Source organism: Desertivirga xinjiangensis (genome assembly GCF_024436435.1).
GTDB lineage: Bacteria > Bacteroidota > Bacteroidia > Sphingobacteriales > Sphingobacteriaceae > Desertivirga > Desertivirga xinjiangensis.
In genome coordinates this window covers 123643-147863 of record NZ_JAFMZP010000003.1, presented here as the reverse complement: position 1 = coordinate 147863, position 24221 = coordinate 123643, and the positions used below count along the sequence as shown (strand labels likewise).

The following is a 24221-nucleotide window of genomic DNA, read 5'->3' as shown; positions in this document are numbered from 1 at the left end:
TTTAAAATTAAAAGGCCTGTGCTTTCAGCCGTAGTCCAGCTTTTTCGTCAAGTCCAAACATAAGGTTCATGTTTTGAACGGCCTGGCCGGATGCTCCTTTTAATAAGTTATCGATGACGCTTAATATCATCACTTTATTGCCGTGTTTTTCAACATGCAGCAGGCATTTATTCGTATTTACGACTTGCTTTAAGTCGATATTTTTTTTGCTGACATGTGTAAATGCATGATCAGCATAATAATCTCCGTAAAGTTTATCCAGGTCCTCCTGGCTAAGATCGCAATCTGTATAAACAGTGGCCATGATGCCCCGGGTGAAATCACCCCTGTAAGGGATAAAGCTGATGTCGGAAGCAAACGTAGATTGAAGGTACTTAATGCTCTCGCCAATTTCGTTTAAATGCTGGTGTTCAAATGCTTTATAAACAGAAAGATTATTATTTCTCCAACTGAAATGTGAGGTTGAAGAAAGGCTTTGACCAGCTCCTGTTGATCCAGTTGTTGCAGAGATATGAATTTCTGATTTCAATAGCGCCGCTTTTGCCAGGGGGAGAAGTGCTAGTTGCAGGCAGGTAGCAAAGCAACCTGGGTTGGCAATATTTCTGGTGGATTGAATTTCCGATTTCCTTAACTCCGGCAAGCCGTAAACGAAACGTTTATTTTGTAAAGCGGATTTATTCTCCAATCTAAAATCCTGACTCAAATCAATGATCCTGATTTTATCATCAATAGGGTTTGCTTCCAGGAACTTTCTGGCATCGCCATGTCCTACGCAAAGAAAGAGTACATCGATATCCTCAGACAATTCAGATGAAAACTTAAGATCCGTGTCACCGATCAGATCCGTGTGGATATCATATATGTAATTGCCTGCGTTGCTATTGCTGTGTACAAAAGAGATATCCACATTGGGATGATTGACCAGGAGGCGAAGTAATTCACCTCCTGTATATCCTGCACCGCCTACTATACCAGCTTTAATTTGCATCCTGATTATTTAGATTGAAAAATAAAAAATAATGGTGAGCTTTAATTTGCATCCTGATTCACCTTATGATAAATTTTAACCTGGTTTCCGAAAATTTTCGAAAACCCTTTAACATCCTCACCGGTGTACCCTTCGTTCATCTCACCATAACTTCCAAATTTGCTTGACATCAAATCGTGTTCTGATTCTATGCCGATGATCTGAAAGCGGTAAGGCATTAATTGGACGAATACTTTTCCTGATACCGTTTTCTGAGTGTCGGTAAGGAAGGCTTCCATGTTTCTCATAACCGGATCATGAAACTGGCCTTCATGCATCCAGTTTCCATAAAACATCGCCAGCTGATCTTTCCAGCTTAACTGCCACTTGGTAAGTGTATGTTTTTCGAGTGTATGATGGGCCTTGATAATCACCATTGGAGCCGCTGCCTCAAATCCTACCCGGCCCTTGATTCCAATGATAGTGTCTCCAACATGTATATCGCGGCCAATACCATAAGGTGCAACAATTTCCTGCAAAGACTTTATTGCTTTTGCTGGATGTGAGAATTTCTCACCGTTTACAGCAATTAGCTCTCCCTTGTCAAATTCTAAAACCAGTTCTTCAGTACCGGTTTTTGTTACTTGCGTGGGCCAGGCTTCTTCGGGCAAGATTCCTTTGGAGTTTAAAGTTTCCTTTCCTCCTACAGATGTGCCCCAGATGCCTTTGTTAATTGAATACTGAGCCTTTTCGAAATTAAATTCAACACCGTGAGATTTAAGATAGTCAATTTCGGCTTCGCGGGACAGCTTTAAATCACGGATAGGGGTAATAATCTTAACTTCAGGACATAAAATGTTGAAGATCATGTCGAAACGAACCTGATCATTTCCCGCACCAGTAGAACCATGAGCAACATAATCTGCTCCAATCTCTTTGGCATATTCTGCTATGGCAGTAGCCTGTGTAACCCGCTCGGCACTTACAGAAAGAGGATAAGTGTTGTTTTTGAGAACATTTCCATAGATCAGGTATCGGATTGAGCTATTATAATATCCATCAACTGCATCAACAGCATGGTGAGAAGCAACGCCTAATGCATAAGCACGTTTTTCAATATGTTCAAGTTCTTCTTTGCTGAACCCTCCAGTATCTACAATAACTGAATGTACTTCAAGATCTAAGTCTTTAGACAGGTAAATAGCACAATATGATGTATCTAATCCACCGCTAAAAGCTAAAACAACTTTCTTCTTCATTTTATTAAGTGTAAGTATTAAGGAACAAGATTAATTACTGATGCGAAAACTTTTACCGAACGCCTGATTGATTCTTCAATGCGTTCGAGCAAAGTAGCTTTATGCGTCATTTCTTTCGCTTTCTCTTCGGCCTCTTTTGCTTTTTCTACCGGGTCGAAAAGCATTGCTGTACATAAACAGTTTTTGCGTTCTTTCATGGTCAGGATATCAAAGTTTACACAACTTTGGCAGCCTTTCCAGAAGTTTTCATCCTGGGTGAGCTCTGAATAAGTTACTGGTTCGTAACCTAATTCGGAGTTTATTTTCATAACGGCAAGGCCGGTGGTCAAACCGAATATTTTAGCGTCTGGATATTTTTCGCGGGAAAGAGCGAAAATTCTTCTTTTGATAGCTTTGGCTAAACCTGCTTTGCGGTAAAGAGGGTTCACAATTAAGCCGGAATTGGCTACAAAACTTCCATGGCTCCATGTTTCAATATAGCAAAATCCTGCCCAGGTACCATCTTTGTGCAAAGCGATTACAGCTTTCCCCTCGCGCATTTTATCTGCTACATATTCAGGGCTTCTGCGCGCAATACCTGTACCACGGGCTTTCGCCGATTCAGCCATTTCATCACATATCTGTTCTGCATACCCGGCATGCGCTTCAGATGCTACTACTATAGAGAAATCGTTTTGGTTCATTTCAAAATCCGTTTGATACGGAAAAAGACTTTATTTGTTGTCTTTGCTTTATGCCAGAAATTTAATTAATTAACATTCCCCGAATAGGGATATAGGTAAGGTCGCCCGATAAAAGAATCAAAATCTGGGCATAAAAGGTCGTCGGGGACGAAAAATTAACTTTTCACTGTATTTAGGACGTACCATAACGCATACATAGGCTGTTGCCGCTGTTGTTGCTGTTGTGATATTGATGGAAGATACGTTCATTCTTGTGCTTTGACTTACAGTAAACTACAAAAGTTAACGCTGCAAAAGTATTGAATAAAAAGGAACTATTACAAGATGAATTAAAAATTTTATTCATCTGTAAGTCAAGAAATTAGACTGGGCTAAACTGAAGAAAGTAGCAGAGATTATCAATCTCTGCTACTTATGAGTTTAAAAGGGCAAATCATCAGCAGGAGTCCTGTGTATTTCAGCCAGCTGATCGTCCGGTTTGGGAGTGCCGGTAGTACGTTCATCAGATTGCTGACCATTCTGATCATCTTTTTTTCCAAGAAGAGTAAGTGTGTCTGCCACGATTTCAGTGACGTAGCGCTTATTGCCATCTTTATCATCGTAAGATCTGGATCTAATTTTGCCCTCAATATAGACCTGTTTGCCTTTTTGAAGATATTTAGCAGCAATTTCAGCTAGCCCTCTCCAGGCAACAACATTATGCCATTCGGTCTGATCAACTCGTTTCCCCTCTTTGTTGGTGTAAGTTTCTGTTGTTGCCAGGGTGAAAGCAGCTACAGATGTATTTGCTTCAAGATGCCGGATCTCCGGGTCCTTTCCCAGGTATCCAACTAATATTACTTTATTTACTCCAGACATGTGTTATGTGTTAATTTAAGTAAACAATGTATGAAAGTTTTTCAAAAACGCAAAAATAATTTTGGGGCTTGGGAACTTGTCAAGTTCCTCGATATCAGTGTAGAACCACGCTTTTTGTTCTGAATAGTAGTCTTTGAAATTTTCGATGAAGATGTACTTCGCCTGGATACGCTGATGGCTTAAAACGTGTTTTACCGGACCATACTCGTATCTGACTATGGCATTTTTCCCGAATAACTTTTGAAATTCCGAAGATCGCAGTAGCTCTAAAGAAGTAAGCGCTTTTTCAGATTCTATCAACGGAAACTCATAGAGATTTTGCCAAATGTCGTTGGGACCTCGTTTGTTAAAGAGTATCTGGTTATTTTTTGCTGCTATTACATAGTTGAAGAACCTGTTTTTTGCTGGTTGTTTCTTTAATTTTTTAGGAAGTGTTGCAGTGAGCCCTTTCATAAAGGCTTCACAAGAGAGACGCAACACACAACTTTCACAGAGAGGATTTTTAGGGCGGCATTGCAGAGAGCCGAATTCCATTAGCGCCTGATTGCTGAGCCCCGGTTGATCTTTGTCAATGAGCTCATTGGCCAGATCTGTGAAGATCTTTTTGGCTTTGCTTGAATTTATCGGCTCATGGATGCCAAAGTAACGCGAAAGCAAACGAAAGACATTTCCGTCAACAACCGCTTTTGCTTCATTTGAAGAGAATGAAGAGATTGCAGCCGCTGTATACTCGCCCACTCCCTTCAGTTTTATAAGCTCGTCGTACTTCCTGGGAAAGTAACCTGCGTGCTGCTCCATGACAAGTTGTGCAGTGTGGTGCATATTTCTCCCCCGGGAGTAATATCCTAGCCCCTGCCAGAGCTTAAGAATCTCTTCCTCATTAGCCCCGGCGAAATCCGAAACAGTGGGGAACCGCTCCGCAAAGCGATGAAAATAAGGCATTCCTTGTTCTACCCGGGTTTGCTGGAGAATAATTTCTGATAACCAAATGATGTATGGGTCAGAAGTATTCCTCCATGGCAGGTCTCTTTTGTTCTGTCGATACCACCCGATGATTTCAGTAATAAAACTCATTATTTTTCGTTCGCTTTTTAGCTTTTGCAAAGGTAGCAGGAAGGTTTAAAACGAAGCTTTTAAAAAAATATTGACTTTATTTTACGAATTCGATTTAAAGCAATACTTTTGCAACCCCAAAACAATTAAGTATTTACGAAATAGTTTAACTCAATAAGACATGACTAAGGCAGAAATTATCGCAGAGATATCAGGAAAAACTGGTATAGAGAAGTTAGATGTACAAGAAGCGGTAGAGGCGTTTTTTAAGGTGGTAAAAAATTCAATGGTACAAGGCGAGAATGTGTATGTAAGAGGTTTTGGGAGTTTTGTAGTTAAGAAAAGGGCAACAAAAACTGCACGTAACATCTCAAAAAATACCGCTATCATTATCCCTGAACATTTTGTTCCAAGCTTTAAGCCTGCAAAAGTATTTGTAGAAAAAGTTAAGAACGGAAACGTTACAAAATTAGCGGCTGCGGCAGCAGAAGCGGCAGCAAGTGCAGAAGCGTAAAAAAGCCAAAAGATGTTAAAAGGAAAACAAATAGCTGTAATTGGATTAGTAGTTTTGCTGATGGGGCTATTATTTTCACTGGACATTAAAGGTTTAGTCAAAGAGGAAGGCCAGCATGCGGGTGAAGGCGCGGAAGCTGCTACTCAAGTTGCATCGATTTCTTTAGAAAGTGTATCTGAAGCGGGAAAACAGAACCTCAGTTCAAATATGTCGCAGCAAATCACAGATCTTGAAAGCCAGTTGAAAAAGGCCGACGCCTCAAATAAAGCTGGTGTTCAGAGACAGCTAGCGGAAAAGTGGAATGATGTAAATATTCCTGCGCCCAGTGCTTTCTATTATGAAGCTATAGCTCAATCAAGTAATGGATATCCGGATTGGCTAAAGGCTGGTGATCTTTTTACCAGCGCTTATCAGATGTCCTCTGATAGTTTGGCCCAGCCGGCACTTGTGCAAAAGGCGATTTCCTCCTATCAAAAGGCTCTCGAACTTCAGCCAGAAAGCCTTGAGGCAAAGACAGGTTTAGGAGTAGCTTATGTAAGCGGAACTCCCAATCCAATGCAGGGAATCCAGCTTCTGCTTGAAGTAGTGAAAAAGGATCCTGAAAACATCAATGCAAATATGAATCTGGGGTTGTTTTCAATGAAGTCAGGTCAGTTTGCAAAAGCTGTGGACCGTTTTAAAACGGTGATAGCTAAAGAACCAAAACCGGAGACATGGCTTTATCTGGCTATGGCTTATGAGAATCTTGGTGACAAAGAAAATGCAATTGCTGCATATACAAAAGGTAAAGAACTGGCTGCTGATCCGTCGGTTGACAGATTAGTAGAACAGAAATTACAAGAATTAAGAAAGTAATTAATTATACAAAACATTTAAAACAAAAAAGCTATGCCAAGTGGTAAAAAAAGAAAAAGACATAAAATGGCTACTCACAAACGTAAAAAACGTTTAAGAAAGAATAGACATAAGAAAAAGTAGTTATAGGTTCAGGGTTATAGGCTATCAGAGGAAAACCTTAACTTATAACTCAAAACTTACAACTCATCACCTCCACGCAATGCGACTGGGGGTTCTTGTGTTTAAATTATTCTGATGTTGCACGTTGGCGGATACCCGCCTTCTAAATTGAGTAGCTATTGGTAAAGGAATTAATAATCAATTCAAGCCCTAATGGGGTGACTATAGCTTTACTGCAAGACAAGCAACTCGTAGAACTCAACGCAGAGCATATAAACAATAATTATGCTGTTGGAGATATTTATCTCGGACGGATCAAAAAGATCATGCCCGGGCTAAATGCTGCTTTCGTTGATGTAGGTTACGAGAAAGATGCTTTTTTGCATTATCTTGACCTGGGACCTCAGGTTCAGTCGCTTATTAAGTTGACCAAGATTGTAAAGAATGGCAGTTATAAAGATAAACTGCTGGGTAGTTTTAAGCTGGAGGAGGATATAAATAAATCCGGCAAGATTTCTGAAGTTCTGAACCGCAATATGTTATTGCCGGTACAGATCGCTAAAGAACCAATTTCAACTAAGGGCCCCAGACTGAGTTCAGACATTTCAATTGCTGGCAGGTTTGTTGTGTTAGTGCCCTTTTCGGAAGCAATTTCGATTTCTAAAAAGATAAAAAGCAGTACAGAGCGTACTCGTTTAAAAAAGATAGTTGAAAGTATTAAACCTAAGAACTTCGGAGTTATTATCCGGACTGTATCAGAAGGTAAAGGCGTTTCAGAATTGCAAAAGGATCTGCTTGATCTGATTGCGCGCTGGGAATCTTTCGCTACGCGTTTGGATAAGACCGAGCCTTCGAAAAAGGTGTTGGGGGAAATGGGGCGGACATCCACTATTTTAAGAGATATCCTCAATGCCGATTTTACCAATATTCATGTTAATGACACGGGTATTTACGAAGAGATTCGTACATATATAAAAGATATTTCTCCGGAACTGGAGCGGATCGTTAAACTTTATAAACACCGTGAACCGATATTTGAACACTTTGGAATTGAAAAACAAATAAAGGCTGCATTTGGCAAAACTGTTAATCTTCCTGGGGGCGCTTACCTGGTAATTGAACATACTGAAGCACTCCATGTGATTGATGTTAACAGTGGAAACCGGACCGCAAACCCCGAGAATCAGGAAGAAAATGCTCTTCAGGTGAATAAGGAAGCGGCGAAAGAGATCGCAAGACAACTTCGTTTAAGAGACATGGGCGGAATTGTGGTGATCGATTTCATTGATATGCACAAGCCTGTTAACCGCAAGGAGCTGTTTGATTATTTACGGGAACAGATGTCTCTTGACAGGGCAAAGCATACAATCTTACCTCCAAGTAAATTTGGGTTGGTGCAGATTACAAGGCAGCGTGTAAGGCCGGAGATGAACATCGTTACCAATGAAAAGTGTCCCGCTTGTGACGGAACAGGTGAAATAAAGGCAAGCATTGTTCTAATGGATGATATTGAGAACAACCTCAATTATATCCTTAATGAGCAAAATGAGAAGAATATTACCCTTTGTGTACACCCTTACATAGAGGCTTTCATTAAAAAAGGATTGCTGTCTCAACAATGGCGCTGGTTCTTTAATTATGGTAAGTGGATAAAAGTTAAAGCTGTGCCCTCTTACTATCTAACAGAGTTTCATTTCATCAATTCCAAAGAAGAAGAAATTAAACTTTAAGATATTGTCAAAATATGGACAAAAGACAATGGATCGCATACAGGATCTCGTTGTCTTTTGTCTTTTTTCATTATATCAGCAGCTACACGAACTGGAAATAAACTATAGATCCCAAAAGCACAACGTATAAGCTTTCGAAAAACCATGCTTTTGTAGCATTCATGAAATAGTGAGACATAAATACCGCTATGGGAGGCACTGCCAGCATAAAGTGATATACATGGTACTCTGGTTTAATATAGAAGGATAAGACAGCGAACACGGCTACAATAAGCATGATTAAGTATGCTTTTCTAACGTGTACACTACTTCGTTTTAGCTTTGATTGCAGCGATATACATGAGAGAATCAAAATCACAGCGAGAGGAGCTAGCACTATGTAGTCGTACAGTTTAATATTAAACAACCCGGGAAATGTGGCAGCAAGGGGTACTTCGAGCTGGTAAAATTTGTCAAATGATCCTAGAAGGTAATAGCCAACTCCGAGGAAAAAATAAATTGTGATAAAGCCTATTATGCCCGAGATCCACTCTCGCCAATCGAATGGCCGGAAGATTGTAAGGGCTACCCAAAGGAGCGGAATCATCACTATAAACGGAAAATAGATCAATGTTCCGAAACCAATGATCATTCCTGAATCAAACATTACTGATCGTGCTTCCACGCTTCTGTAGATACTCAGAAAGCGCCAGATGAGCCATAGCATTAAGAAATTACAGATAAGTGCCGGGCTAAGTACCAAAAATGGAAGCAACATGCTCGAGGCGGTGACATACATTAGTGCAGGCAGAAAAGAGGGTCTACTTAGGAGGTTGTATGCGTTTACCATCCTGTTAAAAATGATTGCCTGGATAATGGTGATCACCAAAGCAAAAAAAACATTCGAAGCGGGGTTGAAGAGATTGGTAGATGATATGCTGAAAAGTGCGCTGCCATAATTCTCCAAAAATGTGAATTCAAGGGTTTCAGGTAATTGTAGAAAAATGCCCAATCGCAGTAGCAGAGCAATGATAATAAGTATTAAAATGCTTATCGGATTCAGTTTCCTGAAAAAATTAATCATTCCAGCAGTGTCTTAATTTGAAAGGACAATAATAATTAAAACCCCGCAGATTGCGAATCAGCATTTAGAGCTGTAAGAACGGACTAACTCTTCCACTATACTCCCTGTTTCATCAGGGTAATTCACGACCACTGTCTCTGACGAATTAAGCCAGTCTTTAATTGAGGAAATGAAATTATCTTTGATCTGGTAGATCACAGGCACACCCATATGTTTGGCTGCGGCTGCATTACACAGCTGCTCATACTGATTCTTCATGGGCATTACCATCACTTTTTTACCCAGAAATAAAGCTTCAGCAGGACTTTCAAACCCACCCCCAGTGAGTAAACCCATGGAAGATGAAAGACTTTTGTTATATAGCCCGTTATTTATAGGTTGTACAAATACATTATTATCGGTGTATGTCTGCTTTGAATGTTTTGAGAAAACTTCCCACCTTATTTCAGGTATTTTTTTCAGATAGCTAACTAATAGTTTATCATGATATGCAGGAAGGTAGACGGTGATATGCCCAAAATTTTTGATCTCCTGATTCCTGATTTCGCTGCGAATTACAGGTGTATGAATGAACTCATCATATTTGTCAAAATGAAATCCAATCTTATATGTAGTAGGTGCATAATGCGTGAATAACGATTCTGCCCAGTTGTATTTTCCTGAAGGACGGGGGGTTTTTTTAGATAAAAAAGAGGCCTGATGACTTAAAGCTACGCTTGGTCGCCCCTGCAAGCGACATGCCCAGGCGGTTACCGGCTCGAAATCATTAATGATCAGGTCATAGTTCTTTAAAGGCAGAGATCTCACATCTCTCCAAAGACGCGGCAGGTTCATGGCTTTGTATGTCTTCCAATGGTTAACGCCTCCTTTCTCTCCAAAGACAAAACTGAAACCATGAAATCTATAATGCGGCGGTTCACCGGGCAATACGTCCGCCTGGGTTCCGCTTATCAATAAATCTACTTGGCCATAATTCTTGAGCAAAGGAACGATTTCCCGGGCCCTGCTGATATGTCCGTTACCGGTACCTTGCACCGCAAATAATATCCGCATTTTCAAACTTACATTAAAATTTGCCTTTTAAATAACATCTAGGCTCTGATTTTTTCTAATAGTTCTTTGATGTCCAGTTTGGCATTTAAATCCTCATCGTCAAGATCCGTCAGCCCATCATCTGTTATCAGAATTTGGTTGAAATTTTCAGCTTTGTATCTGAAAATCTCCCAGTTTCCGTTGTTGTATTCTAAAGCGGTAAGACTTTCGACCCAATCTCCCGAATTCAGATACAGGGTAGTTCCATTCTCTCCCTGGATCCTTCGAATCTCGGGCTGATGGATGTGACCGCAAATTACGTACTCGTAACCTTTATCAATAGCCAGCTCTGCCGCAATGTTTTCAAAACCATTTATAAATTTTACAGCATCTTTAAAGCGTGCTTTAATTCTTTGCGAAAAGCTCATTTTTTGTCTTCCAGATTTTATAAGTATCCAGTTTACAAGCCGGTTGAGAAGTATGAGCGTGTCGTAACCAATAGCACCTAATTTGGCAAGCCACTTGGAGTGCTGCATTGTGACATCGAATACATCGCCATGAAAAAACCAGGCTTTTCTACCATCCAGTTCCAGGACTAACTTATTCGCTAAATGAAAAGTACCAAATGATAAGTCACAAAACTTGCGCAACATTTCATCATGATTGCCGGTGAGATAGTATACCGAAGTGCCTTCAGAAACATTTTTCATAATACGGCGCAGAACTTTCATGTGAGATTCTGGCCAATAACTTTTACTAAACTGCCAGATGTCAATGATATCCCCGTTCAGGATGATTGTTTTCGGCTTGATGCTTTTTAAATATTTTAATAGTTCTTTGGCATGGCAGCCATAGGTCCCTAAATGTACATCAGAAATTACGACCAGATCTATCTCTCGCTTAGACATATAATTGGTTAATCAGTGGCATGTAAAGTTTTTATTCACAAGCATTTGTTGTGCTCTAAAGTATTGATATGCAATTAGCGGAAGATTAAGTCAATATTAAGTAATGTAAAAAAGTCTATATTTCCGTTAGATATCTTGTATTTAATTGATAAAATCTTCGTTAATAGATTATTGTACAGATAATATTGATCAGCTTCCTTATTTTAGCACCAACCGTAAGATGTCAGATTTATTGAAAAAGATAGGTATTGCAATATTATTACTGAATTTTGGTGTTGCTATAGCCGCTTCAACAGAGAAATACGATTTTGTAGTTGACCAGAATGGCACTGGCAACTTTAAAACAGTTCAGGAAGCTATAAATGCGGTGCCTGATTTCAGAAAAACTCAGACCACCATTTTTATCAAAAATGGTGTTTATAAAGAGAAGCTTGTACTTGCCGGCTCCAAACGAAACGTCAAATTTATAGGAGAGAACGTTAATAAAACGATTCTTACTTATGATGACTGGGCACAAAAGAAGAATACTTTTGGCGAAGAGAAAGGCACGTCGGGCTCATCAAGTTTTTATGTTTATGGGGATGGGTTCTCTGCCGAAAACATAAGTTTCCAAAACACATCCGGGCCTGTAGGACAAGCCGTGGCCATTTGGGTTGCGAGTGACAAGGCTTTTTTTAAGAATTGTCGGTTTCTTGGCTTTCAGGACACTCTCTACACTTTCGGGAAAGGTAGCCGTCAATACTACAAAGACTGTTATATTGAGGGGACCGTAGATTTTATTTTTGGTTCTTCAACTGCCTGGTTTGAAAATTGTGACATCTTTTGTAAAAAGTCTGGTTATATCACCGCTGCCTCTACTCCGGATACCTTAAAATATGGATATGTTTTTAATAAGTGCAGAATCGTAGGAGAAGGAGAAGGATCGTTCTACCTGGGCCGGCCCTGGAGGCCTTTTGCTAAGACAGTTTTCATGAATTGTGACATGGGCAAAGTGATCAAGGCTGAGGGTTGGAATAACTGGGGAAAGGAATCAAATGAAAAAACGACCTACTACGCAGAATACAACAACCGGGGACCGGGTTTTAGTCCTTCCAAACGAGTAACATGGGCTCATATTTTGAACGACGAACAAGCAAAGGAATATACTTTGTTTAATGTAATGTCAGGCTGGCAACCAGAGTAGTTATCTAAGATTTCATTATGAAACCGTTTTTGCAGGAAGTTGCCGAAGATTTACTCTTACGTTTTGGAAAGGATCTAATGGATGTTGCTATTGTATTTAACAATAAGCGTCCTGTTCTCTTTTTGAAGAAATATCTTGGTGAGATAACTGGAAAAGCTTCCTGGAGCCCTGCGTTCTTTACGGTTGGTGAATTCTTTTTAAAGTCTTCATCTTTGGCACCTGCTGATCCTTTGAGGCAGTTTTTTATTCTGCATCAGGAGTTTAATAAATTGTTGGCAGGCGAAGGCCGTCCTCTTACTTCCCCGGATAAATTCTTTCCCCTTGCGGAGATCATCTTAAGTGATTTTTCGCAAATTGATTATGACCTGGTGAATGCGGAAGACCTGTTTTGCGAATTGGAAGACATCGCTGTCATCCAGCATCAGTTTCCTCATTTTACGTCGGAGCAATTTGAGTTTCTTGAGCAGTTTCTGGCATCGTTTTCCAAGGACCGGCAACAGAGCTATCAAAAGAAGTTTATTGACCTCTGGAAGCGGATGCCAAAGCTCTATAAAGCATTTCACTCACATCTTGAACAGCAAGGGCTTACAACTACAGCCCGCTTGTATAGAAACCTAGCTGAAGCAGAGTCTCATGAATTTTTAGATCAATACAAGCAAATAGTTTTTGTTGGGTTTAACGCCTTAAATGGTGCGGAAGCGCGGCTGTTTAAGAAATGGCAGCAATACGGCAGAGCATTATTCTACTTTGATGTAGATACTTATTATCTGGAGGATAGCCTCCAGGAAGCCGGTCTGTTTATTAGAAAAAATCTGGGACAGCACGGCCTGACCAATGCACTTGGGGAGCCGCCTTCGTTAATAAGGAATCTCAACAGAAAGGTTCGTGTGATTGAAGCACAGGGGCATGCGTCGCAATCTAAGGCCATTGATAACTTATTGCGCGGAAGCGCATATGCGGGTGATAATCCTGGTAAAACTGCAATAATAGTAGCTGATGAAAGTTTATTGATCCCGGTGTTACAAACGGTACCAGAAGAGGCTGGGCAGGTAAATGTAACCATGGGATATCCTTTAGCGCAGTCAACTGTTTTTGGGTTGATAGACCTTTGGCTGTCTGTACAGGAACAAGTTCATAAAGAAAAAAAAGACAGTATTTTTTACCGTGATGTCCAGGCATTTTTAACCCATCCGTTAACAGGGGTGAAGGAAAGGGAAAAAGATATCTTACAGAAGCTCATGCTTGATAACCAATGGCTGGAAGTACCCCTGACCGAGTTACATTTCTCATCCGCATTAGCCCCGAACTTTTTTACGGTGAAACATGAAGGCTTGCAATGTATAGATGCATTGTATGTATTACTAACAGGTGTTCTTGAAACCAGGCAAAAGCAGGGTTTGTTACAGCAGCTTGAGGCAAACCTTATAATTGCAGTTAGTAAGAGCCTGAACCAGCTGTATGACGGACTGGCCTCGTATGTTGAAACAATACCTTTAACATTTGTACTTTCTTTAATTCGAAGGGCACTGCAAGGCATGTCGGTTCCAATTGAAGGAGAACCATTAAGGGGTATACAGATAATGGGTCTGCTTGAAAGCCGCTGCCTGGATTTTGAGAATGTAATTATCCTCGGGGTAAATGAAGGCACATTGCCTTCTTTAGGTAGTTCGCCTACCTTTATTCCTGACAGTATTAGGAGAATTTACGGCTTACCTGTTCTGGAAAACCAGGATGCCATTTCTGCTTATTTATTTTATCGCTTATTGCAGCGTGCCGATAATATAAGTATGGTTTATAACAGCCTCAATGATGAAAACAATATCGGAGAACCGTCCCGCTTTTTAAAGCAGCTGGAGTTTGAAAGTAATTTTAGCTTTATTTATGAACGTCAGCAGCAAGCAGTAAGAACAGGACCCGCAAAAAATCTGGCAATAGAAAAGACCGGAAAAGTGTGGACTGCCCTGCAAGCATTCCTGCAAAGTAAAAATAGTTGGAAAGACGAGAAAATATCAGCGACAGCATTAACGACATATTTAAACTGCTCACTTCAGTTTTTTTTCAAGTATGTTGCTAAGATCCGGGAACCAGAAGAAATCTCCGAAAATCTCGAAGCAAATCAGCTTGGTTCGGTTCTGCACCAGGTTATGGAATGGTTTTATGCAGATTTTAAGACGCTGGATTCTATAACCGCTGATCTTATAAGGAGCAAACGTAAAGATATCAGGCAGCTTTCTCAACAAGCACTTTCAATGGTACTATTTAATAGCAAGAATCAACTGCGGCAACCAAACAGCATGCAGCAAATAGTTCTAAGCATAGTGGAGGAGTATGTTGACGCCATTCTTTTACATGATGAAACCATTGCCCCATTCCGGATCATTGAACTTGAAAATAAAAGTGATTATAGAGTTCGATTCCCTATTGAGATCAAAGGCAAGCTGAATCACGTTAATTTATATGGAATAATAGACCGGGTGGACGTGAGAGAAGGTATTACCCGGATAGTAGACTATAAAACTGGCGGAAGCGATGAAGTCAAATTCAGCTATCTCGATGATCTTTTTGAACGCGATGGGAACCGCCAGAATAAGGCTATGATTCAGACTCTGTTCTATACTTACATTTATGAAAAGGTAAAAAATGTACAACGAATAGAGCCGAACCTTTATATAGTTAGGAAAATGAAGTCGGACGGCACCTTGTTTTTTAGTGGCGGGCGTAGCGGGAAAGCTTATTTGCAGGCAGAACACCTTGAAGAATTAAAAGTCGGGTTCCAGTTACATTTAAAAAGTCTATTAGAGGAGCTCTTCAATCCGGATATTCCTTTCACGCATACAGGCAGATCTGACAACTGTGCGTATTGCCCCTATAAGGACATCTGCCAGCGGTGATCCGATAAAAAATAAAGCGCCTCAACGGCGCTTTTTAGTTAGTTCCTTAACTTGTTTTATTAACCTGTACTTAAAATAAGCTATCAGGATTATACCCGACGCGCAAGCTGCACATAAAGTATAATTGCTATTGTTAAACCCCCAAAACAGGCAGAGTGCAAATACAATGATAGAAAGATTGTACAATACGTTTAAGAAGACCTTTGAAGCCATTGTGTTGCTAGTAAACGGTCATGCCTGGGTCAAACTTCTCTTTCCAGGCAAGTATTCCCCCTTCAAGGTTATAAAGGTTATCATAACCTAACTGCTGTTCCAACTGCATAATTGCCGCTGCACTTCTTTTACCACTCCGGCACTGAACAATTACTGGTTTATCGGTAGCAATTTTATCTGACTCTATCAAAACTCCCGCAAGTGGAATGTTTTCGCCACCCAGGTTGGATACCTCATATTCAAAAGTTTCACGTACGTCAACTAATTGAAAATCTTCTCCACTATCTATTTTCTGCTTTAATTCTTCTACAGATATCTCTTTCATAATGTCAATTCTAAAAGTCAAAGATAGTCACTAATAAGTATTGCATAAAGCCCTATAAGTGATCAAACAATTTTTTTACTTTAACTTGTAACAACTAGCCTATGAAGGCGTTCTATAACATATATTTTCAACCTTTTAATGAAGAAAATTACTGATTTCTTTTGGTTTTGTTCCGGCGCGCACGTTGGTACTTTGAAAAGATTTCCTACAGAACATAATAAATATGTTGGTATTGGTGCCACCATTTTTTTTACGGCACTATTTGCAGCGTTGTCTGGCGGCTATGCCATGTACTTCGTTTTTTCTGGCGGCTCAGCAGCGGTCTTTTTTTCGGTTATTTTCGGTTTATTATGGGGACTTGCCATATTTAATATGGACCGGTATATAGTCTCGAGTATCAGTAAAAGTGGCTCCACTAATCTGCAGATCCTACAGGCAACGCCTCGTATTTTGCTGGCGATAATGATAGGCATTGTGATTTCGAGACCTTTGGAGCTTAAAATTTTTGATAAAGAAATTCGTCAGAAATTAAAGACAAGCTATTTGAACGGTCAGCGGTCAAAGATTGACACGCTTAATAATACCTTTCTACGTAAATATAGCCTTGAGTTAGGAAGAGCTGCCGATTTGAAATCTGAAAAAGACTCCCTGGAAAGAGACATTAACCGTTCGCGCTTTCAGTTAAATCAGGAAATTTTTGGAGATAAAACCAACCAGACATCAGGTCAGGTGGGATATGGAACCTATGCCAAACAGAAAGAAGCAGTATTAAACCAGAAAATTCAACGGCTTGAATCGGTTAGAGCTGAGATCTCGAAAGTTGAAGAGTTCATTAACAGGCGGAAGGGCCTTGATGGTCTGGCTGATGAAAAAATGTTCAGTGGCAAGCAGTTAGACAGTTTAGCCAATGTAGCTGGTTTTGCAGACCGGAACTGGGCTCTAGGGCAGCTTAGTTTTAACGCTGATGGAAGCCGGGACGTTGGAACTTACCTGGCTATAGCCTTCATAGGTTTGCTATTTATCCTTTTTGAGTGCCTTCCTGTTTTCGTTAAACTAATGAGCAATAAGGGTCCTTACGACATCGCTTTACAGAATGTAGAGGAATCTGCAGTATATGGCTCTTACAAAGATAAGGATGTTGATCTTGCGGTTTCAGACGGCATCCTCGATACTAGGGTTGAAACTGAAATTGACAAACAAAAAAAGATAATAAAAGGTAAATCAGCGGCAGAGTTAAGGGACTACTCATGGGAGTAAGCAGATCAAAGAAACAGTTCATTCAGATTATTTGCATGGCGTTGTTAGTTACCTCATGCGCTGTAAAACAACCTTTGCATGTTATCAGGCAAAACGATATTGAGCGGGTGATCAGAATACTGGCGGCAGACGATATGCAAGGAAGGGGCTTATCTGGTCCTGGAATTGAGAAAGCAGCAACATTTATCGAAAAAGAGTTCGGAGCTATTGGTTTGCAAACTTATAAAGGTAGTCAATCGTTCAGGCAGGAATTTCCGATGAATAGGATTGCCCCGGGTCAATTGAATGTGAAGATAAACGGAAGTCCTGTAGAAAACCAGGATGTATTTATTGTAAGTGATGTAGAGTCTCTCGACTGGAGAAACTCTGAAGACACTAACATCCAGTATATAAGATCCGGGCAGTCATTTATAGAGCGATACAAGGAGATCATGCAGTTAAAGACACCTGCATTGGTTTATGTAGACAGGCAGTTTTTTGATTCCTTTAAGCGTTTCAGAACGCATTATATGCAAGAAAGGATTGTGCAGGAGCCTGCGGGGCATGCTGCAGTGTTCATTTTGGGTGAGTCAGAAATGGTTAGCTGTTTTGAGGTTAGCTATAGCAATGTGATCAAAAAAGAGACATTGTTCAATGTCGCAGGTATAATTCCCGGGAAAAGTAGGTCTAAAGAACTTGTCATCTTTTCAGGCCACTACGACCATTTAGGAATCGTACAGTCTTCAGCTGGTGATTCAATTGCTAACGGGGCCGATGACGACGCTTCTGGAATAACAGCAGTCATCTCCCTGGCGCGTTATTATAAAAACCTAAATAACAATGAACGGACCTTAGTCTTTGTGGCATTCACTGCAGAGGAAGCCGGACTAAAGGGTTCTGAATATTTTTCTAAGCAAATAAATCCGGAGGAAGTGATTGCTATGTTCAATATTGAAATGATTGGCAAGGAATCTAAGTTCGGGAAAAACGCTGCGTTTATAACAGGTTTCGAACGATCAGACTTCGGTCGAATTTTACAAACAAACCTGAAGGGAAGTACATTTAGATTTTATCCGGACCCCTATCCCCAACAGCAGCTTTTTTACAGGAGCGATAACGCAAGTCTTGCAGCGCTCGGAGTGCCGGCACATACAATTTCGACAGATCAGATAGATACGGACAGGTTTTATCATACTGTTGATGATGAAATTGAAACCCTTGATATGAAAAATATTTTGTCGACTATAAAAGCGATTGCTGTGAGTTCACAAAGTATCATTAGCGGACAGGATACTCCAAAAAGAATAACTAAGATTCAGAACGAATGAGCTATAATCTTTCGGCTAAAAAGGTAAAGTTCTGATTGAAAGAAATTGTATAGAATCCGTCTTTTTCTGTTTTGAAGATATGATCACTTTGCTGTATCAGGCCGAATGTCTTCAGATCTTTTGCTTCAAGAAGAATTTCAATTTCCTCATCTTTGGCTTTCCACTTGCTGAAACCAGACTGTACCGGGAAAATTCGGTTTTTGGGGGTTAAAGCCACGAGATTAATTCTACCAACATACAAAGCATAATCCTTCGCTGAAAAAGTATCGGTAATGATATTCACTGTTGGATATTGCTCTCCTACCAGAAATTTTAGGGCGTCCTGTAAAGGACTTCCTTCTGTGTGAATAACCAGTGTGTTGTCCTGGAGATCGGGAGAAAGCTCCGAGCTGACTACTGCGTCTATTTTAATGCCCAGGGAATCAATGTTTTCATATTCGTGTTCGTTTACCACAACTGTCGGACTCCACTCAAGTAATTGCCCAAGATTTTCATAGTTGAAGCCCTTAAGGCTCATAATAAGTAAAGCCGGCTCTTGTTTCTCGCGGACTATATGATGTGACGACATGTTTCAAATGTAACGAACTGAAATTAATTCAGTTTAGATTTTTGTTTGCAGATGCGGTTTATAATGCGGAAAAATAAGCAACTACCTAGATAAGTTGGTTATAAATTTCTTTGAGTGTTTTGCCCGGGTTCTCGGCCAAATTAATTGCCGAGGATACAGCTATTCCAAAAACACCTGTAAGCATTAATGGTTCGATATCCTCTAATCTGATTCCTCCAACTGCAAGGATCGGGATATCTATGCCGGCCCTCATCATTTCTCCGATCATTGTTTTATAGCCTTCTATACCTAGAAGAGGATAGTCGTTAGGTTTAGTTAATGTTATGGAGTACGGTCCGCAACCAATGTAATCAACCACGCCGCTTTTTGCAATTCGTTGAATATCATCGAATGTATTTGCGGAGGCACCAAGTGTTTTATCAGGCCCGATGCTAGCCCTGATAGCGTTGAAATCTGCCTGCATATCCTCAATATGTACTCCCTGTACATCAGCTTTATCGATCAGATGGATATGGTCAGTAACGATGAGCGTGGCACCCCAGTCATCACAAATCGAAGCAATGATGAGCATCTCATTTAGGAGATCCTCATCATTTTTTGTTAGACACCGATATTGGATCCAGTTTGCCCCTGATTGGCATGCGAGCTGCACCTGATCAATGTGGCTTCTTCCAGGCAAATCCTGGGATAAGTAATGAAATTTGGAAATATACTTTTTCATTATTTCAAAGCTTCTGAAGCTGCATTTCCTATATTGCCATTTGGTTCCTGAATTCGTAGCAAAGCAGCAAGTGTAGCAGCTATATCCGTCATATAATAAGTCTTGTTAGATTTGCCTTGTTTAATCCCCCATCCTGAAAGCACGAATGGAATATGAGTGTCATAAGCATTCCAGGTTCCATGTGTTGTCCCAGGGTTAATTTTGCCACTGGCCTGGTACCAGCCCGGTTCCAGGATAATTTGGATTTCTCCACTCCTCTTTTCATAAAAGCCATTTATTATTTTGGTTTTAATGATTTCTGGAATTGGTTCGTTCGCGATATTTTTTACATCAACCACATATGCTACGCCGGCCTGCTTTTTATAGTAGTTTATTACATCTTTTTTGATAGCTGTTAAGTCTAGTCCTTTTTCTTCTATTAAAGGATAATTGAAACTTACCTGATAGTTAGATACTCCGCGAATTATTTTATCTGCTTTATATTTTTTGTCTAGAAGACTGTTAATCTCTTTCAAATCATTTTTCGGGCCGTTTGAACCTGACCAAAAGCCTGCAGGAATATTATTATCCTGCAGAAAGCTGGGGTTATGTGCCGCACCATGATCAGCAGAAAGAAATATGGTGTATTCTCCTTTTCCTACAGTTTTGTCAAGATATCTAAGAAATTCTCCCAGGTCTTTATCCAGGCGTAAATAGGTGTCTTCTATTTCAATAGAGTTTGGTCCGAACTGGTGCCCAAGATAATCCGTGGAAGAAATGCTTACCGCGAGAAAATCGGTAATCTCATCTTTTCCCATTGCCTCATTTTGAACTATGGCTTTTGCAAAATCTAGGGTTAAGGTATTTGCAAAAGGTGTACTGCGAAAAGTTCCCCACGAACTTCCTCTGAAGTTGGGCATATCGTGTGGAAATACTGGAGCTTCCTCACCCTTGTATTTTCCTTCATAATTGGGTGAATTGTCTTTGGAGCTTTGTAAATAGGTGTCGATAGGATATAGTGTTTCCCACTTTTTCAGATACTTTTCAGGCAACCGCAGGTTGTTATGTTCTTGAACCCACTGCGGTAAGGCTTTCATATAGTAAGTACTGCTGATCCAGTTTCCTGTCAAGTCATCAAACCAATAAGCTGCATTTGCCGAATGCCCTGCAGGTAATATTCCACCACGATCTTTCAACGCGACGCCGATCACTTTGGACCGGAAGTTCGTTGCCAGTTTTAATTCATCAGTAACTGTTGTTACAAGAAGGTTCCGTGGTGACATCTTTCCGGCCGAAGAACTAGTGCCTACGGATTCAACCGAGCTGTCTTCAGTGCAATACATTTTGTAACCGTTGCTTTGCTCAATCCATTCATTTCCGGCTATACCATGAATAGCTGGTACTGATCCGGTATAGATCGTTGAATGGCCTATTGCAGTATAAGTAGGGATATAAGGAATATACGTGTTTTCGTATGAAAATCCTTCATTAAGCAAACGCTTAAAGCCATCGTTGTTGTATCGCTCATAATAACGGTATAGGTAATCCCAGCGCATTTGATCGATCACAAGGCCCACAACCAGTTTGGGGCGCGGCAAAGACTCTTGTTTCTTTTGTGAAAATGCCTGGGTACAAAAGCATATACAGCCAAGCAATAAATAATTTCTAAGTTTCATGTGGCCGGAAAGATAATAAAATGTGAATAATTAAGTATGATCCTGATGTTAAATCATTTAGATCCAAGCAATAAAGCCGGCTCAGGGGTCGGCTTTTAAAGGAGGTCGTTTATCAGAGTTTAAGACTCAATGACAGGAGGAAGTTTGTTCCCGCTTGAGGAAAGTAAAAGTTTTCGGTAATTGGCTGGCCATAGAGATACGTGTAAGAATAGCCATTTGACTCATATTTCTCATTTAAAATGTTGTTTACCAGTAGGGTTAGTCCAATGTTCTTGATTTTTTTGAATGACGTATTATAACGTATGCGTAGATCGTTTACAAAAAAAGCATCCAGACTGCGGTCGTCATGTGAAGTATTATCCAGATACTGCTTGCTCACATATTTTGAAAGAATGGCTAGTTCGGCATTCTTCATTAGGCGGTAGGCAAGTTCATTAGAGCCTATAAATGATGGAGAAAATGAAATGTCAGTATCGTGATATGTTTTAACTGCCTGGCCTCCATTGTCATAATCGTCCATGTACTCAGTATAGTCTTTAATTTTGTTGCGGCTCAACGTTGCGGTTGCTGCCCACGACAGAGAATGATTGATATTCCATCTGCCGTCAAACTCAACTCCTAATCTAGAGCTGTTTGCTGCGTTCAGGCGTATATATTCACCTACATCATTGATCTTACCTGTTAAAACCAATTGGTCTTTGTAAAACATACCATATAAATTTAGTCCTGCCCGGACTTTCGAACTATTGAAGCGATATCCAGCTTCGACATTTTTCAGATTTTCGGACTTAGGTTGTTCACCCGCAATGGCATTAATGTAATCGTCCCGGTTAGGCTCTTTGTTTGCGACTGCAAGCGAGGCGTAAATGCTTGAGCTTTTGCCAGGCTGATAACTTACACCCACTTTCGGATTGAAGAATTCGTGAAAGTTATTCAAATTATGATTTACAAGGTTTTTATCGGTTCCTGTGATCGAATAGTCAAGATAACGGTATTGAAAGTCCGAATAAAAGCGCGTCTTTCCGGCCACAAACTCAGTCCTAAGGTAAAAGTTGAGATCTTTTTTAAATCCGTTGCCGTCATAATACTTGTTTTTTATGGAACGAAGCCCTAACTGGGGCGCAGCAATTACATCGCCAAAGTGATCTCCATCGTATTCATTATATGCACCCCCAAAGGTTACATTAAAGTCCGATACAGGGATATAGTTCAGCGACCACGTAACTCCATAAAAATCGTTGTCTAGCCATCTTCTTCTTATCAGGTCGGTTTCCTGGCCTGCAGTAGCTCCATAATCCAAAGGGTTTAACCCATATCCCTCGAATGTTTCTTTATTTTTAAACTCTTCAAAATATCCCCGGCCTCTGGTATAATGCAGTGCTGAATTTAAGCTAAGCTCCGGGTTTATTGTTTGGTTATATAGTAATTGATAATGTGTTTGTTTGTAATTATCCGTTTGGTTCTCATAAGTAAACTGGCTGTATTTTCTTTTGTCAGAATCCCAGAGATTTACAGAGTCTTCGGTGGTGTAATACAGGTAATCAATATTGTTATAATAGTGAGTCAAAAGTGCATCGTTATCGCCTTTCAATTTTGCCTCGGGCACACCATTCCATACCTGGAACGTCTTTTCGTCGCCTGAAAATACGTTTGCTCTCAGAAGGTTGTTCTTACCATAATACGCCCCGCTGATAAAAAAAGATTTAAGGTCTGACGTTCCTCTGTCAATGTATCCATCTGAAGCAATGTTTGATAACCGCCCATCCAGAGTGTATTTCCCTGAAATCAGGCCTGTACCAAAATTTAAGGTGTGTTTTCGTGTGGCAAACGATCCTATAGAGTTATTTAGTTCGGCATATGCCGTATCATTCCTTGTGGTTGTCTGAATATTTAAGCTCCCGCCAAAAGCACCGGCGCCATTTGTCGACGTGCCAACCCCTCGTTGTATTTGAATGTTATCGACTGAAGAGGCGAAGTCAGGGAGGTTTACCCAGAATGTTCCCTGACTTTCAGGGTCATTGTAAGGAATCCCGTTTATGGTCACATTTATTCTTGTTGGGTCGCTCCCCCTTATCCGGATTCCTGTATAACCAATTCCACTTCCGGCATCTGAGCTGACTACAACAGAAGGTGTTTGGTTAAGAAGGTATGGGAGGTCTTGTCCTAAGTTGTTCTTTTCAAGATCTGCCTTGCTGAGGTTTTTGAAAGTGGTAGGTGTACTCACGGAGGCCCTGGTAGCCCTCACGATAACCTCCTCCGCTGAAATGGAGATTCGATCCAAAGAAATGGCGAAATCTCTGTCACGGTTGAGGTTAAAAGTAGTTGTCCATGAGTTGAATCCCACGAAGCTCACTCTTAACGTATACCTGCCTTCCTGAAGGTCATTAATTGCAAATTTCCCTGAAACATCTGTTTGTACAGATATAGATCCGTTGCTTACACTTGCACCGGCTAGTGGTTGGTTTGTTGCCTGATCAATGACTTTACCAGTAATAGAGAGTTGAGCCGAAGCCAGAAATGGAATCAGCATTGCCATTAAGGCAAGCATGTAAATCTTTTTCATTTAATAATTGTTTTAAACGGTAATGAAGCTATCCTTTGATGCCTTCATCCTAAAATTCAAATTTTGCGTAAAAGGGGACTACGCAAACTAGCTACCTATCCCTACGCCGGCATTACCCGGATCAGGTTCCCGATCACCGATGAAGGCAGGGGTCGTCTCTGATCTGCCTCATTGTGTCGATGGGTATATTCTCAGCCTGTTTTTATGTCGTACTGTCTGATTCAGACTAGTAAACAACAAGGCACCCCTATGAGCGGGCAAAGGTATGAAAATTCAGATAAAAAGCAGCAGGCATCAAAATAAGGGCCGGATCAAGGTGTCCCAGTTCAGGCGTTTTATAACTGATACTATCTTATTAAGATGATATTCAATTGGTTCTGGTTCCAATCGCTATCCTGTTGGAGGCGTCATGTACTCGCTATAACGAAAGGGAACCTCCTTACCGGATTTTATTCTCCTGATAACGTTCCCGGAAACGATTGCATAAATATAATGGCTCAAAACATTCTTATTC

21 protein-coding genes are annotated in these 24221 nt (G+C 40.4%); 7 read left to right on the top strand and 14 right to left on the bottom strand.

All coding sequences use genetic code 11. The annotated features are described in order from the left end of the window. Positions 1-7 precede the first annotated feature (7 nt). The 5 genes from argC to mutY form a co-directional block, all read right to left on the bottom strand. Positions 8-988: an N-acetyl-gamma-glutamyl-phosphate reductase gene (gene argC, locus J3P37_RS08845; RefSeq protein WP_256010744.1), complete on the bottom strand. Its 981-nt coding sequence runs from the start codon at positions 986-988 to the stop codon at positions 8-10. A gap of 41 nt (positions 989-1029) precedes the next feature. Then, positions 1030-2226 (bottom strand): argininosuccinate synthase, encoded by a 1197-nt coding sequence (locus J3P37_RS08840; protein WP_256010743.1) that lies wholly within the window; start codon positions 2224-2226, stop codon positions 1030-1032. Between the two features lie 17 nt (positions 2227-2243). Further along, the gene (locus J3P37_RS08835) at positions 2244-2909 is read right to left on the bottom strand and encodes a GNAT family N-acetyltransferase (RefSeq protein WP_256010742.1); all 666 of its coding nucleotides are present in this window, start codon (positions 2907-2909) and stop codon (positions 2244-2246) included. A gap of 420 nt (positions 2910-3329) precedes the next feature. After that, positions 3330-3767: a single-stranded DNA-binding protein gene (locus J3P37_RS08830; protein WP_256010741.1), complete on the bottom strand. Its 438-nt coding sequence runs from the start codon at positions 3765-3767 to the stop codon at positions 3330-3332. 15 nt (positions 3768-3782) lie between these two features. Next, positions 3783-4841: an A/G-specific adenine glycosylase gene (mutY, locus tag J3P37_RS08825; RefSeq protein WP_256010740.1), complete on the bottom strand. Its 1059-nt coding sequence runs from the start codon at positions 4839-4841 to the stop codon at positions 3783-3785. 160 nt (positions 4842-5001) lie between these two features. Here mutY and J3P37_RS08820 point away from each other — a divergent pair, with 160 nt between their 5' ends. The 3 genes from J3P37_RS08820 to J3P37_RS08805 all read left to right on the top strand — a co-directional run bounded on the left by J3P37_RS08820 (position 5002) and on the right by J3P37_RS08805 (position 8021). Beyond that, a complete protein-coding gene (locus tag J3P37_RS08820) occupies positions 5002-5334 on the top strand; it encodes an HU family DNA-binding protein (protein ID WP_256010739.1) in 333 nt (110 codons plus the stop codon). 12 nt (positions 5335-5346) lie between these two features. Beyond that, on the top strand, positions 5347-6189 hold the full coding sequence (locus tag J3P37_RS08815) for a tetratricopeptide repeat protein (RefSeq protein ID WP_256010738.1): 843 nt from the start codon (positions 5347-5349) through the stop codon (positions 6187-6189). A gap of 281 nt (positions 6190-6470) precedes the next feature. Continuing rightward, positions 6471-8021 carry an Rne/Rng family ribonuclease gene (locus J3P37_RS08805; protein WP_256010737.1) on the top strand — a complete coding sequence of 517 codons (1551 nt, stop codon included), beginning with the start codon at positions 6471-6473 and terminating at the stop codon, positions 8019-8021. 82 nt (positions 8022-8103) lie between these two features. Here J3P37_RS08805 and J3P37_RS08800 read toward each other — a convergent pair whose 3' ends face one another. Genes J3P37_RS08800 through J3P37_RS08790 form a run of 3 tightly spaced genes read right to left on the bottom strand, consistent with a single transcriptional unit; the run spans position 8104 to position 11024 of the window. After that, complete coding sequence (locus J3P37_RS08800) at positions 8104-9084, bottom strand: DUF6427 family protein (protein WP_256010736.1); 981 nt, start codon at positions 9082-9084, stop codon at positions 8104-8106. A gap of 57 nt (positions 9085-9141) precedes the next feature. Continuing rightward, on the bottom strand, positions 9142-10137 hold the full coding sequence (locus J3P37_RS08795) for a glycosyltransferase family protein (RefSeq protein WP_256010735.1): 996 nt from the start codon (positions 10135-10137) through the stop codon (positions 9142-9144). 38 nt (positions 10138-10175) lie between these two features. Continuing rightward, complete coding sequence (locus tag J3P37_RS08790; RefSeq protein WP_256010734.1) at positions 10176-11024, bottom strand: UDP-2,3-diacylglucosamine diphosphatase; 849 nt, start codon at positions 11022-11024, stop codon at positions 10176-10178. A gap of 220 nt (positions 11025-11244) precedes the next feature. On the opposite strand from J3P37_RS08790, the gene J3P37_RS08785 reads away from it, so the two are divergent. Both J3P37_RS08785 and J3P37_RS08780 read left to right on the top strand, forming a co-directional pair. Further along, positions 11245-12207 (top strand): pectinesterase family protein, encoded by a 963-nt coding sequence (locus J3P37_RS08785; RefSeq protein WP_256010733.1) that lies wholly within the window; start codon positions 11245-11247, stop codon positions 12205-12207. Positions 12208-12224: 17 nt separating this feature from the next. After that, the gene (locus tag J3P37_RS08780; protein WP_256010732.1) at positions 12225-15098 is read left to right on the top strand and encodes a PD-(D/E)XK nuclease family protein; all 2874 of its coding nucleotides are present in this window, start codon (positions 12225-12227) and stop codon (positions 15096-15098) included. A gap of 21 nt (positions 15099-15119) precedes the next feature. Here the strand turns inward: J3P37_RS08780 and J3P37_RS23100 are convergent, their stop codons facing one another. Both J3P37_RS23100 and J3P37_RS08775 read right to left on the bottom strand, forming a co-directional pair. Then, a complete protein-coding gene (locus J3P37_RS23100) occupies positions 15120-15311 on the bottom strand; it encodes a DUF6358 family protein (RefSeq protein WP_369414062.1) in 192 nt (63 codons plus the stop codon). A 7-nt stretch (positions 15312-15318) separates the two neighbouring features. Then, the gene (locus J3P37_RS08775; protein ID WP_256010731.1) at positions 15319-15636 is read right to left on the bottom strand and encodes a rhodanese-like domain-containing protein; all 318 of its coding nucleotides are present in this window, start codon (positions 15634-15636) and stop codon (positions 15319-15321) included. A gap of 138 nt (positions 15637-15774) precedes the next feature. On the opposite strand from J3P37_RS08775, the gene J3P37_RS08770 reads away from it, so the two are divergent. Together J3P37_RS08770 and J3P37_RS08765 are read left to right on the top strand one after the other, a co-directional pair. After that, a complete protein-coding gene (locus J3P37_RS08770) occupies positions 15775-16893 on the top strand; it encodes a DUF4407 domain-containing protein (RefSeq protein ID WP_256010730.1) in 1119 nt (372 codons plus the stop codon). After that, entirely contained in the window at positions 16884-18200 is a 1317-nt protein-coding gene (locus J3P37_RS08765) for a M20/M25/M40 family metallo-hydrolase (protein ID WP_256010729.1), read from the top strand. Before J3P37_RS08770 ends, J3P37_RS08765 begins: the two co-directional genes overlap by 10 nt. A gap of 1 nt (position 18201) precedes the next feature. Here the strand turns inward: J3P37_RS08765 and J3P37_RS08760 are convergent, their stop codons facing one another. The 4 genes from J3P37_RS08760 to J3P37_RS08745 all read right to left on the bottom strand — a co-directional run bounded on the left by J3P37_RS08760 (position 18202) and on the right by J3P37_RS08745 (position 23707). Beyond that, positions 18202-18768 (bottom strand): thiamine pyrophosphokinase, encoded by a 567-nt coding sequence (locus J3P37_RS08760; protein WP_256010728.1) that lies wholly within the window; start codon positions 18766-18768, stop codon positions 18202-18204. An 85-nt stretch (positions 18769-18853) separates the two neighbouring features. Continuing rightward, positions 18854-19489, bottom strand: coding sequence for a thiamine phosphate synthase (locus J3P37_RS08755; protein ID WP_256010727.1), 636 nt, complete (start codon positions 19487-19489; stop codon positions 18854-18856). Further along, positions 19489-21144 (bottom strand): alkaline phosphatase PafA, encoded by a 1656-nt coding sequence (pafA, locus tag J3P37_RS08750; RefSeq protein ID WP_256010726.1) that lies wholly within the window; start codon positions 21142-21144, stop codon positions 19489-19491. Before pafA ends, J3P37_RS08755 begins: the two co-directional genes overlap by 1 nt. A 112-nt stretch (positions 21145-21256) precedes the next feature. Further along, the gene (locus J3P37_RS08745) at positions 21257-23707 is read right to left on the bottom strand and encodes a TonB-dependent receptor (RefSeq protein WP_256010725.1); all 2451 of its coding nucleotides are present in this window, start codon (positions 23705-23707) and stop codon (positions 21257-21259) included. Between the last annotated feature and the right edge of the window lie 514 nt (positions 23708-24221).

Coding starts and splice junctions, on each gene's coding strand:
- argC (WP_256010744.1), bottom strand. CDS start 988: ATGCAAATTAAAGCTGGTATAGTAGGCGGTGCAGGATATACAGGAGGT.
- J3P37_RS08840 (WP_256010743.1), bottom strand. CDS start 2,226: ATGAAGAAGAAAGTTGTTTTAGCTTTTAGCGGTGGATTAGATACATCA.
- J3P37_RS08835 (WP_256010742.1), bottom strand. CDS start 2,909: ATGAACCAAAACGATTTCTCTATAGTAGTAGCATCTGAAGCGCATGCC.
- J3P37_RS08830 (WP_256010741.1), bottom strand. CDS start 3,767: ATGTCTGGAGTAAATAAAGTAATATTAGTTGGATACCTGGGAAAGGAC.
- mutY (WP_256010740.1), bottom strand. CDS start 4,841: ATGAGTTTTATTACTGAAATCATCGGGTGGTATCGACAGAACAAAAGA.
- J3P37_RS08820 (WP_256010739.1), top strand. CDS start 5,002: ATGACTAAGGCAGAAATTATCGCAGAGATATCAGGAAAAACTGGTATA.
- J3P37_RS08815 (WP_256010738.1), top strand. CDS start 5,347: ATGTTAAAAGGAAAACAAATAGCTGTAATTGGATTAGTAGTTTTGCTG.
- J3P37_RS08800 (WP_256010736.1), bottom strand. CDS start 9,084: ATGATTAATTTTTTCAGGAAACTGAATCCGATAAGCATTTTAATACTT.
- J3P37_RS08795 (WP_256010735.1), bottom strand. CDS start 10,137: ATGCGGATATTATTTGCGGTGCAAGGTACCGGTAACGGACATATCAGC.
- J3P37_RS08790 (WP_256010734.1), bottom strand. CDS start 11,024: ATGTCTAAGCGAGAGATAGATCTGGTCGTAATTTCTGATGTACATTTA.
- J3P37_RS08785 (WP_256010733.1), top strand. CDS start 11,245: ATGTCAGATTTATTGAAAAAGATAGGTATTGCAATATTATTACTGAAT.
- J3P37_RS08780 (WP_256010732.1), top strand. CDS start 12,225: ATGAAACCGTTTTTGCAGGAAGTTGCCGAAGATTTACTCTTACGTTTT.
- J3P37_RS23100 (WP_369414062.1), bottom strand. CDS start 15,311: ATGGCTTCAAAGGTCTTCTTAAACGTATTGTACAATCTTTCTATCATT.
- J3P37_RS08775 (WP_256010731.1), bottom strand. CDS start 15,636: ATGAAAGAGATATCTGTAGAAGAATTAAAGCAGAAAATAGATAGTGGA.
- J3P37_RS08770 (WP_256010730.1), top strand. CDS start 15,775: ATGAAGAAAATTACTGATTTCTTTTGGTTTTGTTCCGGCGCGCACGTT.
- J3P37_RS08765 (WP_256010729.1), top strand. CDS start 16,884: ATGGGAGTAAGCAGATCAAAGAAACAGTTCATTCAGATTATTTGCATG.
- J3P37_RS08760 (WP_256010728.1), bottom strand. CDS start 18,768: ATGTCGTCACATCATATAGTCCGCGAGAAACAAGAGCCGGCTTTACTT.
- J3P37_RS08755 (WP_256010727.1), bottom strand. CDS start 19,489: ATGAAAAAGTATATTTCCAAATTTCATTACTTATCCCAGGATTTGCCT.
- pafA (WP_256010726.1), bottom strand. CDS start 21,144: ATGAAACTTAGAAATTATTTATTGCTTGGCTGTATATGCTTTTGTACC.
- J3P37_RS08745 (WP_256010725.1), bottom strand. CDS start 23,707: ATGAAAAAGATTTACATGCTTGCCTTAATGGCAATGCTGATTCCATTT.